This is a genomic window from Microvirga sp. VF16, assembly GCF_016864375.1.
Classification (GTDB): domain Bacteria; phylum Pseudomonadota; class Alphaproteobacteria; order Rhizobiales; family Beijerinckiaceae; genus Microvirga.
The window spans coordinates 263759-276433 of sequence record NZ_CP069355.1 but is presented as its reverse complement, the minus strand read 5'-3'; the positions used below and the strand labels follow the sequence as shown (position 1 = coordinate 276433).

The window sequence follows — 12675 nt, the reverse complement described above, 5'->3', positions numbered from 1 at the left end:
TGCTTGCCCGCCCAATCCAGATCGTCCAGCCCGTCCCTCACCCGGGCGGCAAACTCTTCGAGGCGACCGATCATCAGCGTCAATTCACGTTCAGCGTCAGCTGCCTCTACTGCCGTCCGACGCTGCTCTTCGAGCCGGGCTCGGCGCGCTTCAGGCCTGTGATGCGCGGCTGGAACTCGTCAGGCTCGATCACCCCCTCCGCATAGCTGTCGATCAACCGCCCGATGCCGCGCTCAAGACGCGCGATCTGGCGCTCCAGTTGCAGCACATCCTCAGATCTGTTGGCGTGAGCCTGGGTTTGTGCCAGGCGCCGGTGATATTCTCCGGCCACGCGATCGGGATGTTGCAGAAGCGCACGCACCCGATCCCAGACGGCCTGCTCCAGATAATCGCCGCGGATCTGGAGATTGTCGCACACCGCGTGACCGTCAAACCGATATCCATCGGTGCCACTGCAGCGATAGTAGCAATACACCCCCTTGGCTGGATCCCGCTTCGACTGCGGGGCTGTCTTGCCATAATAGGCATAGCCGCAGCGGCGGCACACCGTCAGACCCTGCAGCAGCCAGCGCGGCCCCGTCCACGACGCCCGCTTGCGCTGGCGGTTCTCCTGCAACTGCATCTGAGCGGCCTCGAACACCGCCGCGTCCACCAGGGCTGGTACCGGAACCTCGATCCACTCCTCCCGCGGCACCTTCACCCGCACACTCGGCCGGCGACATGGATCGGGATGCCCCCGCAGGGGCCGCAGGAGCTTGGGTGGTCCTGAGACATAGCGGGCATGCCCGTAGATGGCGCGTCCAATGTAGGCGGTGTTCGTGAGCATCCCGCCAAGCGTCGCGGCATACCAACGGGTTGATCCACGGCGGGTCATGACACCGGCCTGCTGCAACCGGCGGCAGACCTCCCGCAGGCTGACCCGCTCCAGTCCGACCCAGGCAAAGATCAATCGGACCACACGGGCCTCCTCCGGAACCACGTCAAAGCGTGCCACACCCGCGCCAAGGGCCTTGGGCACGTAGCGGTAGCTATAGGGGCTGGTGGTGAAGGCGCTGACCAGGCCAGATTGCGCCGCGTGGCGTCGCCCGCGGCGGCTGCGCTCGAGGATTTTGGAGCGCTCGTATTCGGCGATCACGCCCTGGATCTGCAGCAGCAGATCGTCCTCGGCGGTGCCCCCGATGGCATGGTTGAGGAAGATTACCTCCGCTCCAGCCCGGTGGAACTCCTCCATCAGGAGCACCTGATGGGCATAGCGGCGCGCCAGCCGATCCGGAGCGAGAACATACACCCGCTCGATCTCTCCGGTGGCGACCGCATCCCGCAAGCGCTCCAGGCCCGGACGGACCAGGACGGAGCCGCTGTAGCCCTCATCACATAGGCATCCTCCGGTGCCAGGGCTTGCTCGTCGGCGGCAATCCGCTCGTGCAGGGCGGCCAACTGGCTTGCGATGGTGTGGTCCCGAACCTGTTGTTCGGTGGAGACCCGGGCGTAGAGAGCGATGCGATGATCAAACATGCTTACCTCCCTGACTTCGGGTGGTGTGGACGGGAATTTGCGATCGGGGATGCTCGGCGCTTCTCCGGGCAGCTTTTGTCTGAGGTGGCACGAGGCGGCGGTAGGCCTCGATCAGGCATTCGGGGCTGAACCGCGTGATCTCGAAGGCCTCCTGCACCTGCAGGAGCGGACGCCGTGTCTGCCGGGTCATGGGCGCCTCCCTGAGCGGCGCTCCCGACGCCCGCCGCCTGACGCGGCGTTAGCCTGCCACAACTCCCGTCCATGCGTCTCGCCGGACGCAGGTCACAGCGGTCCAAGAGGATCAACCAGTCAAACCGGCTGTTGGCACCATTGTACGGGCGATCACGCCCCAAATGGTGACGTCAGCGAGGTCCGGCAGCTCGTAGGGCGGCAAGTCTCGATTCTCGAAGGTGAGGAAAAGGCGACCCTGGATCCGGCTCACCCGCTTGAGCGAGGGTTCGCCGTTCACCACGGCCACGACAGATGTATTGCGAGGACGCAGGCTGCGATCGATAAGGGCTATATCGCCATCGAGGATGCCGGCTTCGATCATCGACGAGCCTGACACCCGCCAGGCGACGGTTGCTGGCGGGTTCGGTACCAGCCAGAGCGGGAAATCGAGGCCGCCGTCGAGATAGTCGTCGGCCGGGGAGGGAAAGCCAGCGCAGAGCGCGCGGCTCCCATCGGAGGAATCCGAACCGTCCCGACGTCCGCAAGCACCCAACCGCTCCAAATCACTATAGGAACAAATAGAGAACATACAAGAGCGTTGCTTGGTCAAATCGGTCCTGTGGAGTAGTATGGACAAGCACTCAACCGCTTTGGGGGAGGCGATGCCTCCCGACTTCACAAAGCCGCCGCCGCCGCCGTTGCCGGCGCCGACGGTTGCCATGACCTTGCTTGAGGGGAGGGAAGAGGGGCGCGCGGCCCCCTCTCCCCAGCAACCCCGAAAACCGGTCTCCCCATCATTCGGCCTGGCAGGCTGCGGGCCTGCCAGCCCTGCATGACCGCTGACGCGGCCCTCCAGCCGCAATGCGGCCTGCGGGTGGGTGATCCCTCCGGTTTTCGGCCTTGCCCCCCTCTCCCCCCGCTGTTCGCCACGAAGGCAGGGGCGCAGGCGCTGGCGCTGCGCCCAAACAGGAGAGAGAGAGAGAGAGAGAGAGAGAGAGAGAGAGAGAGAGCATGAACCGGAACCTTTATCGCGATGTCACCGACCGCATTCTTGGAGAGATGGAAAAGGGCGCGCTGCCCTGGGTGAAGCCGTGGAGCGGCTACACCGGGTCCCAGATGCCGCACAACGCCGCGACGGGCCGCGCCTATTCCGGCTGCAATGTCGTCCTGTTGTGGATCGCGCAAGCCGCAGGCAATTTCACAAGCCCCCGTTTCATGACCTTCAAACAGGCGCAGGAACTCGGCGGCAACGTGCGCAAGGGCGAGAAGGGCCACAAGATCGTTTATGTGAACGCCTTCGAGAAGGAGGAGGCCACCGACAGCGGAGAATCTGAGACCCGCCGCATTCCCTTCCTGCGCGAGTTTACCGTCTTCAACCTCGATCAGATCGAGAACCTGCCTGAGACCTTCATTGGCAGCCAGATCCCGGCACAGAACCCCGAGCAGCGGATTGAGGTTGCCGAGGACTTTGTGAAGGCGACCCGCGCCGACGTTCGCCATGGTGAGGGCCAAGCCTATTACCGTCCGAGCGCCGACTTTGTGATGATGCCGGATTTCGTCACGTTCAAAAGCGCCGATCACTACTATGCAACCCTCTTCCATGAACTCGGCCATTATGCCGTGAGCGGGATTATGCCGCATGGACGATTGCGGTGACTGGCTTGCCGGGGTTCGGCCATGCGGCGGTCGGCATAATCAAAGCGATTCAAGGAATGCGAGCAGTTCGTCGTTGGGACGATACCGCCCTGGATTGGCTTCCGGTCTGACGACCTGAGACAGCGCCTTCTCCTTCAACCGCATGTCGGCGTGGATGTAGATCTGGGTCGTTTCCACGGATTCATGTCCAAGCCAGAGCGCGATCACGGATTGGTCGACGCCGTGATGGAGCAGTTCCATCGCCGTGCTATGCCTACTATATCGATCAAGTCATAGGCGGCACACTATGACCATTGCCGCCGCTACCCCGCTGATCGCGAAGCTGTTCACCGAGACCGAATGGAGCCAGTTGCTCAAGAACGCCGATCCGGCCACCCGCGAACGCGCCGATCCCGTTCCGGTCGTGACGCTGTTGACGCCGCATGCCGATTGTGTCTGGCTGCTGACGGAGATTGATCCGGAGGACGGTAATACAGCCTTTGGCCTGTGCGATCTCGGCATGGGTGAACCCGAAATCGGTTCGGTGAGCCTGACAGAGATCACCAACCATCCGATACTGCCGGTCTACAAGGATCTGAATTTCCGCAGCTTCAAGACGCTCTCCGAACTGGCGGCCGAGGCGCGAGCTGCGAGGCAGATCGCGGTCTGACGATGGGCGGCCACCGCCGCCCAATTCCTCATTCTTCCATAAGCTGTGGCCACTCGGTTTACCGAACTACAACGGAAGGTGGCGTAGACCAGACAGCAAGTTTTGAGGGCGAAAGCAGCAGCGCCGAGCCAGCGGCGCGATCCAGGAGGATGAGCCACCTGGACAGAGGCGGACGGCTCCGCCCTCAAACGGAGGACAAAGCAATGTGGTTTCTACCCATTAGCTTGGCCCTAGAATGGAAAAGGACCCGAACGGCCTGGCAGCTGTCAATCCGGGTCCAATTCTGGATCTAGGAAACGGGAGAGAGGGGAAAACCCTTCCCCAACCCCGAGCTTCAATATCGCGCAAGCTGCGCCCTGATCCAAGACTTGTCATCCTGTTCTGGTTTCACAAGCGATCGCGCTTTGCGTGGCTCAACCAGCACTCCCGCTTTCCTTTTGGTCGACTGACCACCGCCAAGGCAACGGGAGCGTCACCTTTATGTTGAAAAGGTACCTTTTATACGGTACCAAGAAGGCCTTAAAAGGGTACCAAAATGGCGCTAAACATCAAAGACCCCGAATTGCTCAGCCAGATTGAACATTTGGCGCGGGTGCGCCGGGTCAAGAAAATGGACGTGATCAGGGATGCCCTGAATGGGGCCATGGAAAAGGAAAACAGCAAGAAGAGCGTTCGGGAGTTGCTTGCCCCTGTCCTCGACAAGGCAGCGCGGCTCGGCACTAGCAGCATTATGACGTGGGAAGAGCACAAACGCGCCTCTGACGAGGAATGGGGGGAGGAGTAATGTTTTTGGATGCGTCCGCTGTGTGCGGTATTCTCGCGAACGAAGAGGACAAGGAAATTCTGCTCGCTAAGCTGGACGCGGCAACAACCCCGCTCACCACCTCGCCCATTGCGATGATGGAAAGCGTCCTTGCTGTCAGCAAGGCGAAGAACATCAGCATTGACGTTGCCGAGGAGCTTGTGACGGAGTTCATGACTGCGTTGAAGGTTCGGAACGTCAGCCTCACGCCGGAGATCGGAAAGCGCGCGATCCGGGCACGCGTTCAGTATGGCAAGCCGCATCCGGCTCAGTTGAACATGGGCGATACGTTCGCCTATGCCTGCGCGAAGAACTACAACATCCCCTTGCTGTATAAGGGGAAGGACTTTCCGCATACCGATTTGGGCTAGCGCACCACTCATGAGCTAGACCGGCCTCAAGGTCAACACGCCGGATCTTGCCGCACTGTGGAACGGCGCGGGCTTTGTCGGCGGCTTCTGCAGTCGCGAAAGGCCCCCGCAAAGCGCGGCATACGCCGCCGATCCTTTCCCATTCTCACACCAGCACGATCGGCCCGAACAAGTCGGGTTCTAGGCGCATCACGGAGAGCCGTGCCATGTTTCACTCTTGCTCGTGGCGGGTAAGGAAGATCTCATTCACAGATCGCGGTCCTATCGCGACGAGGCCGCCTTTTGCAAATAAGCCTCAACCGCATCATCGAGGACGGCATAAGGGGACATGTCCCGATCCAACGCGAGCTTGCGCAGGCCCAAGAGCAGATCGGGCCTGATCTTTGCTCCCCATTTCTCGCGTTCGGCCTCATCTGTCCGAGGCGGGCGGCCTGTCCGTTTGGGTGCAGGCGTGGGTTGGGTCACGCGGGACGCGACAAGGTAAGCTCCATTGACAAGAAGATAACGTGGGGAAGCAGTCTCTCTTCCGGCTGTTACCGTTTGGGGAAGGCGTCTCGCAAGTAGACGCTCAAGGCGTCTTCAAGCACATCGTAGGGAGAGACCGAGCGATGGAGCGCCAGCGTCCGAGTCTGCAACAGGAGATCAGGCCGAACGAGCGTCTCCCATCGGACGCGCTCTTGGGGCCAGCGCAAGATCTGTTCCCAATGACACGGTAACGAAGTGCGTAGCAAGAACACAGGCTCTTGACCTAACGGTGAGTGCTCAGCGAGGGCTGCATTTGCGCCGAATAAGGTGTTCGAACCATCATTCCAAGGTTAATCAACCAATGGAGGAGGTTACTGCTCTACGACGTTACGTCGGTGAGAGGGTAGCGCTGCCGACACAGGTTTGACAAAGCAGTTAAGGCAACAGTTTCAAATAGGTACCAGATCAACGCGAGTATCATCTGGCTTCGCAGTCAGGATCAGTCCGCAAGCCCACCTTGAGAAGGTTTCTGCTCCGTTCTAGCTAAACGTATCGGCATTATAAACCAAAGACCGCTTTTCCTTGGGAACTATGGCTTTGCGCGAGGCTCTGACCTCGTGGTCGGCGGTGGCGAGCATCACTACCATGTCGGACATGGCTAGGGCGTTCCAAGATAAGGACCATTGCTGGCATCTGCTTGCGGCGATGGTCTGGCGTAAGGCAGATTTGCCTCACCTTCGGCTATTGCCGCTCCATCGCACCGCCGGTGCGTCTCTTCAGGCGGTTGAGCACGAAATGCGTCGGACCAAGATCCGAGAAAGCGATCCTGTCTCCAGGATTGCTGTGTTTGGTTTATAATGCCGAAACGTATCATTGGGAACAGATCTTGTGCTGACCCCGACGAGGCAGCCGCAAAGGTGGACGCGCCGCCTGCAAACCTTTGCACTAGGACATTGAAGCCGTCGCTCAAGATCCCCTGAAATCCGTGCTCACGATGCGGTGAAATCGCTGCTCACGATCACGCGAAACGCGCAGCTCAAGCCCTTTATGAGATCCAGGTGGGAGCATGAGATTGGGAGCGAGAACCCGAGCGGCGAGAGAGACGGTTCCGGGAGGGCCCGAGCAGCCATTGCCGTCCTCGACGAGCATACATGCGCCATCACCGTTCAAAGTCAGCTCAGCCTCACTAGACTTTCAAGGCCGCACAGCCAGCCCATACCGCTCAAGGAGCACGCTCAACTGTTCATCGCTGCATCAGTCCTGACAAGGCATCCAGCGCTGATGCCACGCGCCGACAATCGGCATCGGTGAGGGGCAGGATGGGCCGCGGCGGAAGGGCTTCGCACAATGAGAGGATGTTGGCGGCGGCATACACCACACGGATGCTGCCGAACTCCTTGAACAAGTCCCACAACGGCTGGAAGTGGCTGTTGATGCGGCGCACCTCGGCCACATCTCCGGCCTGTGCAGCCCGAACCAGCCTGAGGGCAGGGTCCGGGAGCAGGCCGCCGACGACGCTGTACCAGGCGTCCGCGCCGGCAAGCAGCGCGTCGGCCGCGCCCCAGTCACCGCTGTAGCCGATGGCGAAGTCGCCAGAGCTGTCTGGCCGCAGACGGTCCAACTCCGCCTTGAACTCCATGTCCTTCGGCAGCGGCATCTTTACCGCCTTGATGTTCGGAACAGCAGCGAGCCGCCTCAGAAGGGCATCGCTGAACGTGAAGTGGGTCGTCCCTGGATTGTTGTAGAGGCACAGCGGCAGGTCCGTTGCCCGCGCCACGGCGCAATAATGCTGGTAAGCCTCTTCCTCAGTCAGGGGCGTGTAGGAGACGGGCGCCAGCAGCAGCGCATCGGCGCCCTCGGATGCCGCATCCCGCGCCAGGGTCTCCGCCTCGTCCGTCCGCAGCGCCCCCACGCCGACGATGAGAGGGGTTCTGCCTCCGACACTGCCGACGGCAGCCACGATGGCCCGCCGCCGCTCCTCCCGGGTGAGATACATGTAGCCGCCGGTGCTGCCGAGCAGGCCGATCGAGTCGACCCCAGCCGCATGGAGCCGCTCCAGCAGGCGACCCAGGGCGTCCGTGTCGACCCTACCGCGGGCGTCGGTCGGCGTGATCGGGAAGGCGGACAATCCTTGAAATGGTGTCATATGAGACCTCAGGCGAGTTGGTTCAGGAGCGGGACAGCAGCAGGCGCAGGCCGGCGATGCCGAAGAAGGCCGCCAGGGTTCCCTCGATCCAGCGTCGCGCCCTGCCGTAGAGCTTGACCATCGGCCTGGTCGAGAACATCACCGCGTAGCCGCAGAAGATGGTGACGCTGAGGGTGGCGCAGCCGCTCAGGATGAGCGCCACCGTGGGCCCGGTCGCTCCCGGGCCGAGACCAAGGGTCATGAGGGCGATCCAGGCCAGCACCGACTTCGGGTTCGTCAGGTGGAGCAGAAGCCCGCGGCGGTAGAGCAGGGCGGACCTCAATTCCTTCTCGTGATCGGCGGACGGGGAGCCGGTGCCATCGGGTGTCAGGGCTGACCGGGCCGCCCTGACGGCAAGGTAGAGCAGATAGACACCGCCCAGGACCTTGAGGATCACCAGCACATGCGCATAGCGTGCCAGGAGCGCGGAGATGCCGGTTGCCGCCAGCACACCCCAGAACAGAGAGCCCGTGACGACACCCGCCGCGAGAACCAGGGCGGCCGTACGGCCCTGGCGCATGGCCATGCTCATGATCGCCATGTTGCTGGGGCCGGGACTGGCTGCCGCGATCACGTACGCGGTGTAGACGAGACCGATCTGGTGCAGATCCGTAGTCATGGCATCCCCACCGGAATGAGTTTCACGACGTCACGGTCCAAGGGCCGTTCGCTCTCGGCCAGGCCGGCGGCAACGCCATGGCGATCGGCCTCCGAGCGGTTCTGGCTCATCTTGCGCTTGCCCTCGAGGCGCGTGATCGGCAGGCGCACCCCGACGATGCCGCGCAACTGCGAGCCGATGAAGTCGGCCGGCGCGTCGCTGACCGCCCAGGGAAAAGCCCGCGGCTCCTCGTGCAGCCGCGTCAGCCGGGTCACCACGTCGAGCAGCCGCTCGGGATCCTCGAAGAACTCGACCGGACCATAGGCATGAACCGCGACGTAGTTCCAGGTCGGCACGACCTTGCCGGTTTCCTGCTTCGTTGCATACCAAGAGGGCGTGATGTAAGCGTCCGGTCCCATGAAGATCGCCATGGCCTCGCCGATGGGAGGGGTCTTCCATTGCGGATTGGCCTTGGCGACGTGCCCGTAGAGGACGCCATGCTCTCCCTCCGTCTCGTCGAGGACGAAGGGTAGGGGCGTGGCGATCAGGCCGTGCTGGGTCGCGCTGACCAGGTTGGACAGCCGCGATGCCCGCATGGTGGCATGCAGGCTGGCGGGATCGTCGTCGCGGAAGGCGGGTGGAATGTACACGGCGGGTCTCCTTGCCTGCACAGAGGAGTGCCTGCAATCTGGCCCGCAGGGAATAGCCAGTTCGAGAGCAATTTGGTGGGCCAGTTATCCGAAGACATGACCGTCACGCGCCAGATCTGCGAGGCGATCAAGGACCAGATCCGGCGGGGCGTTCATGGACCGGGAGCCCGCTTGCCCTCGACGCGGGCGCTCGCCGCCGAATGGGGTGTGTCGCGCACCACGGTCACCGCCGCGTACGGGCAACTCATCGCCGAAGGATATCTCGAGACCCGTCAGGGTGCTCGGGCAACCGTGGTGCAGGGGCTGGGCCTCGATGTGCCAAAGCTGCGGGAAGTGCCCGCGCCGGTGACGGTCCGGCTCTCGTCCTATGGCCAGAGAGTTCTCGATCTTCCGATCCCGTCCCCACCGCTCCCGGGACGGCTCATTGCCGATTTCCGGTACGGCGACGTGGCCGCCGCCGACTTCCCGACGCTGGCATGGAGGAAGGCGATCAGCGCCGCCATCCTGCGCCGCCCGGCGCGTCTGGGCTATGGCGATCCGGCCGGGTCGCTCGAGCTGCGGGCCGCGCTGCAAGGCTATCTTTGGCGGGCCCGGGGCCTGCGCTGCGATCCCGACCAGATTGTGATCGTGAACGGATCGCAGCAGGGGCTCGATCTCTGCGCCCGGTTGCTGCTCGATCCCGGTGACCGTGTTCTCGTGGAGAACCCCTGCTATGGGCTGGCCCGCCAGACCTTCAGCGCTGTCGGTGCGGTGCCGATCCCGGTCGACGTCGACGGCGAGGGCATGCGGACGGACGGGCTCGGGGATGCGCGGCTGGCCTATGTGACGCCGTCGCATCAGTTTCCGCTCGGCGGCGTGATGTCGGCGGCTCGCCGGCGGGAGCTCTTGTCCTGGGCACGCCGGAGCGGCGCCTACGTGATCGAGGACGATTACGACAGCGAGTACCGCTACGACATCGCGCCGATCCCGGCGTTGCAGGCGTTGGACGGGGCCGAGACCGTCCTCTATCTCGGCACCGTCTCGAAGACCCTCTCGCCGACCCTCCGCCTCGGCTACCTCGTCGTGCCGCCCGGGCTGCGGGACGCGTTCGTCAGCGCGAAGCGGCTGTCGGACCGGCACTCGCCTGCCCTCGAACAGGATGCGCTGGCTGATCTCATCGTGAGCGGTGCCTATGAGCGCCATGTCCGCAGCGCCCGGCGCAGGAACCGCGAACGCCGGGCCGTGCTGCTGGCATCCCTGTCGAAGACGTTCGGGGACGACGTAGCCGTTGTCGGTGCCGACGCGGGCCTGCACGTTGTCGCATGGCTGAACCGTGTGCCCAAAGAGCGGGAGGACGAGCTTCTCGCCAGAGCCGCCGCCGGCCTCGGCCTGTACCCGGTCAGCCCCCTCTATGATCCGGCAGTTCCCGCCAGCCATCCGGGCATCGTCGGTCTGGTGATGGGCTACGCCAGCCTCGGCGAACGGGAGATTGAACAGGGGGTCGAGCGCCTGGCGAGTGTGCTTGACGTACTGGCCCAGTCCAATTCCTTGAAACTGGACGTTTCCAGAGAGCGTGTCCGAAGCCATTCAGGGTCCAACGCAAGAGGACGTCGCGAGGGGAATGACCAAAGGAGCCGACAGTGGACGGACGATGCCGACAGGTGATGCCTCGGGACACACGGCCAGACATATCATGAGTCCCATGCTGCCCTCCGAGCTGACCACTGAAGATGTCGAACGGTTCGGTCGTGATCCATTGGGTTTGTTCAAGGCCAACCTTGCCAACGTCGAGGAGCGCATCGCCCTTGCCTGCGAACGCGCGGGTCGCCCGCGCGCGTCGGTGCGGTTGTTGCCGATTACCAAGACCGTCCCCGCCCATGTCCTGCGCTTCGCTTATCAAGCCGGCATTCACTCCTTCGGGGAGAACAGGGTTCAGGAAGCACAGGGCAAGCACGCGACGCTCGCGGATCTGCCGATCGGATGGAGCATTGTCGGGCACCTCCAGACCAACAAGGTGAAACTCCTGACCCGCTTTGCCCACGAATTCCATGCGCTCGACAGCCTGCGCCTTGCCGATCTGCTCAACGAACGTCTAGCGCGGGAGGACCGCTTTCTCGACGTGTATGTCCAGGTCAACACGTCCGGGGAGGAAAGTAAGTTTGGCCTTCCTCCGGACGCCCTGCCATCGTTTGTCGACGCGCTCGAACGGTTTCCTCGCCTGCGGCCGCGGGGGCTGATGACGCTGGCACTGTTCAGTCCCGACATGGACAAGGTCCGGCCCTGCTTTCGCCTGCTGCGCCGTTTGCGCGACGAAGCTTCCAAACGCAATCCCGCACTCGCCGAGCTTTCGATGGGCATGTCGGGCGATTTCGAGGTGGCGATCGAGGAAGGCGCCGATGTCGTACGCGTCGGCCAGGCGATCTTCGGCAAGCGGCCGACGCCTGACGGTCATTACTGGCCGGGGCTGGCACCGACTTGACCATGGATCCCAAGCCTAATTCCCGCACCGATATCAGGACCCGCCACATGACCCTCGACGAGATCGAATGCGCAATCGAACGCTTCCCCAGGCGGCGCATCGGCTTCTATCCGACCCCTTTGCACAAGGCGGAGAACATCTCCCGCAAGTACGGAGTGGACATCTACTTCAAGCGCGAGGACATGGCCGGCCCGGGAACGATCAGTGGCAGCAAGGTGCGGCCCGCCGAGTTCATCATCGGCGAAGCCCTCGAGCAAGGCGTCACCCACATCCTGACGGTCGGGGCCTACCTCTCCAATTCGGCGACGCAGCTCGCCTCGGCGGCGATCCAGGCGGGGATCACCCCGATTGTCTTTCTCTACGACAACCTGGGAGAGGGCTATCCAGCGGCCTGGCGCGGCAACCTGCTGCTCAACAAGGTGATGGGGATCGAGGTTCATTGCTTTCCCCGCAAGCCGGACGAGTCGCAGGAGAAGGTTTGGGACCAGACGCTCTATCCGGCTGTCGAAGTTCGCAAGGCCCAGCTCGAGGCCGAAGGAAACAAGGTGCTGGTCGCCGCGGCCGGCGCGATCCACCCCTCCGGCCTTGCCGCCCATCTCCTGACCTACAAGGAGATCAGCGAGCAGAGCCATGCGCTTGGGTTCACGCCGGACTACCTGTATCACACGACCGGCACCGGTGGCGTCCTGCCCGCGTTCGTTGCCGGCAATCTGCTGACGGGAGGGGCCTCGCGTGTCAGGTCGATCGCCATCAGTTCGTATCGCCCCGACAACTACATCCATCACGGCATCATTGTCGATCGCGTCAAGGCCATCTACGGTAGCCTCAGGCAGATCCCTCCGACCGAGGGCGACATCATGGCCGAGATTGACATCGACCAACGCTTCATCGGGGAAGACTACGCGGTGCCATCCACGGAGGGAACTGCGGCAATAAGGGAACTCGCCATGAGCGAAGCTATCTTCCTCGGCCCGGTCTATACCGCCAAGGGCTTTGCAGGACTGCTCACCCACATCCGCGAAGGGAAGGTTCCGGCCGGGAGCAAGGTCGTCTTTCTCCACACGGGTGACACCAGCAATCTGTTCGAGGATCCGCGCATCACCGGAGCAATCGCAGGATAGAGCTGCCTCGAACCTGCGGGCTGTTATCCGGCCG

At 63.0% G+C, this 12675-nt stretch carries 14 protein-coding genes and 1 pseudogene; 7 read left to right on the top strand and 8 right to left on the bottom strand.

What is annotated here, in order from left to right; genetic code table 11:
* Window positions 1–106: 106 nt before the first annotated feature.
* The 4 genes from JO965_RS26755 to JO965_RS26745 all read right to left on the bottom strand — a co-directional run bounded on the left by JO965_RS26755 (window position 107) and on the right by JO965_RS26745 (window position 2239).
* Window positions 107–1324 carry a recombinase family protein gene (locus JO965_RS26755; protein WP_246777012.1) on the bottom strand — a complete coding sequence of 406 codons (1218 nt, stop codon included), beginning with the start codon at window positions 1322–1324 and terminating at the stop codon, window positions 107–109.
* Window positions 1231–1515, bottom strand: coding sequence for a recombinase family protein (locus JO965_RS48115; RefSeq protein WP_246777011.1), 285 nt, complete (start codon window positions 1513–1515; stop codon window positions 1231–1233). Before JO965_RS48115 ends, JO965_RS26755 begins: the two co-directional genes overlap by 94 nt.
* Entirely contained in the window at window positions 1508–1705 is a 198-nt protein-coding gene (locus JO965_RS26750; RefSeq protein ID WP_203445132.1) for a hypothetical protein, read from the bottom strand. Before JO965_RS26750 ends, JO965_RS48115 begins: the two co-directional genes overlap by 8 nt.
* A 111-nt stretch (window positions 1706–1816) precedes the next feature.
* The gene (locus JO965_RS26745) at window positions 1817–2239 is read right to left on the bottom strand and encodes a LexA family transcriptional regulator (protein ID WP_246777010.1); all 423 of its coding nucleotides are present in this window, start codon (window positions 2237–2239) and stop codon (window positions 1817–1819) included.
* A gap of 458 nt (window positions 2240–2697) precedes the next feature.
* Here JO965_RS26745 and JO965_RS26740 point away from each other — a divergent pair, with 458 nt between their 5' ends.
* The gene (locus JO965_RS26740; RefSeq protein ID WP_203445131.1) at window positions 2698–3342 is read left to right on the top strand and encodes an ArdC family protein; all 645 of its coding nucleotides are present in this window, start codon (window positions 2698–2700) and stop codon (window positions 3340–3342) included.
* 39 nt (window positions 3343–3381) lie between these two features.
* Here the strand turns inward: JO965_RS26740 and JO965_RS26735 are convergent.
* Window positions 3382–3597: pseudogene (locus tag JO965_RS26735) on the bottom strand (tyrosine-type recombinase/integrase); the annotation flags it as partial.
* A gap of 31 nt (window positions 3598–3628) precedes the next feature.
* Between JO965_RS26735 and JO965_RS26730 the strand changes: the two are divergent.
* From JO965_RS26730 to JO965_RS26720, 3 genes are all read left to right on the top strand, one after another.
* The gene (locus JO965_RS26730) at window positions 3629–3991 is read left to right on the top strand and encodes a DUF2958 domain-containing protein (RefSeq protein ID WP_246777009.1); all 363 of its coding nucleotides are present in this window, start codon (window positions 3629–3631) and stop codon (window positions 3989–3991) included.
* Between the two features lie 535 nt (window positions 3992–4526).
* Window positions 4527–4775 (top strand): type II toxin-antitoxin system VapB family antitoxin, encoded by a 249-nt coding sequence (locus JO965_RS26725; RefSeq protein WP_203445130.1) that lies wholly within the window; start codon window positions 4527–4529, stop codon window positions 4773–4775.
* Window positions 4775–5164, top strand: a complete 390-nt coding sequence (locus JO965_RS26720; RefSeq protein ID WP_203445129.1) for a type II toxin-antitoxin system VapC family toxin — start codon at window positions 4775–4777, stop codon at window positions 5162–5164. The genes JO965_RS26725 and JO965_RS26720 overlap by 1 nt, the downstream gene beginning before the upstream one ends.
* 1708 nt (window positions 5165–6872) lie before the next feature.
* Here the strand turns inward: JO965_RS26720 and JO965_RS26715 are convergent.
* The 3 genes from JO965_RS26715 to JO965_RS26705 are packed head-to-tail and all read right to left on the bottom strand — an operon-like array spanning window position 6873 to window position 9062.
* Window positions 6873–7775 carry a dihydrodipicolinate synthase family protein gene (locus JO965_RS26715; protein WP_203445128.1) on the bottom strand — a complete coding sequence of 301 codons (903 nt, stop codon included), beginning with the start codon at window positions 7773–7775 and terminating at the stop codon, window positions 6873–6875.
* Between the two features lie 22 nt (window positions 7776–7797).
* Window positions 7798–8433 (bottom strand): LysE family translocator, encoded by a 636-nt coding sequence (locus JO965_RS26710; RefSeq protein ID WP_203444373.1) that lies wholly within the window; start codon window positions 8431–8433, stop codon window positions 7798–7800.
* Window positions 8430–9062, bottom strand: a complete 633-nt coding sequence (locus tag JO965_RS26705; protein ID WP_203444374.1) for an FMN-binding negative transcriptional regulator — start codon at window positions 9060–9062, stop codon at window positions 8430–8432. The genes JO965_RS26710 and JO965_RS26705 overlap by 4 nt, the downstream gene beginning before the upstream one ends.
* 75 nt (window positions 9063–9137) lie before the next feature.
* On the opposite strand from JO965_RS26705, the gene JO965_RS26700 reads away from it, so the two are divergent.
* Genes JO965_RS26700 through JO965_RS26690 form a run of 3 tightly spaced genes read left to right on the top strand, consistent with a single transcriptional unit; the run spans window position 9138 to window position 12641 of the window.
* On the top strand, window positions 9138–10706 hold the full coding sequence (locus JO965_RS26700) for a PLP-dependent aminotransferase family protein (protein ID WP_371826929.1): 1569 nt from the start codon (window positions 9138–9140) through the stop codon (window positions 10704–10706).
* A 28-nt stretch (window positions 10707–10734) separates the two neighbouring features.
* On the top strand, window positions 10735–11520 hold the full coding sequence (locus JO965_RS26695) for a YggS family pyridoxal phosphate-dependent enzyme (RefSeq protein ID WP_203445127.1): 786 nt from the start codon (window positions 10735–10737) through the stop codon (window positions 11518–11520).
* 2 nt (window positions 11521–11522) lie between these two features.
* A complete protein-coding gene (locus tag JO965_RS26690) occupies window positions 11523–12641 on the top strand; it encodes a 1-aminocyclopropane-1-carboxylate deaminase/D-cysteine desulfhydrase (protein ID WP_203445126.1) in 1119 nt (372 codons plus the stop codon).
* The last annotated feature ends 34 nt before the right edge of the window (window positions 12642–12675 follow it).

Excerpts from the sequence above, each read along its gene's own strand:
- JO965_RS48115 (WP_246777011.1), bottom strand. The coding sequence starts at position 1,515 with ATGTTTGATCATCGCATCGCTCTCTACGCCCGGGTCTCCACCGAACAA.
- JO965_RS26750 (WP_203445132.1), bottom strand. The coding sequence starts at position 1,705 with ATGACCCGGCAGACACGGCGTCCGCTCCTGCAGGTGCAGGAGGCCTTC.
- JO965_RS26740 (WP_203445131.1), top strand. The coding sequence starts at position 2,698 with ATGAACCGGAACCTTTATCGCGATGTCACCGACCGCATTCTTGGAGAG.
- JO965_RS26730 (WP_246777009.1), top strand. The coding sequence starts at position 3,629 with ATGACCATTGCCGCCGCTACCCCGCTGATCGCGAAGCTGTTCACCGAG.
- JO965_RS26725 (WP_203445130.1), top strand. The coding sequence starts at position 4,527 with ATGGCGCTAAACATCAAAGACCCCGAATTGCTCAGCCAGATTGAACAT.
- JO965_RS26720 (WP_203445129.1), top strand. The coding sequence starts at position 4,775 with ATGTTTTTGGATGCGTCCGCTGTGTGCGGTATTCTCGCGAACGAAGAG.
- JO965_RS26715 (WP_203445128.1), bottom strand. The coding sequence starts at position 7,775 with ATGACACCATTTCAAGGATTGTCCGCCTTCCCGATCACGCCGACCGAC.
- JO965_RS26710 (WP_203444373.1), bottom strand. The coding sequence starts at position 8,433 with ATGACTACGGATCTGCACCAGATCGGTCTCGTCTACACCGCGTACGTG.
- JO965_RS26695 (WP_203445127.1), top strand. The coding sequence starts at position 10,735 with ATGAGTCCCATGCTGCCCTCCGAGCTGACCACTGAAGATGTCGAACGG.
- JO965_RS26690 (WP_203445126.1), top strand. The coding sequence starts at position 11,523 with ATGGATCCCAAGCCTAATTCCCGCACCGATATCAGGACCCGCCACATG.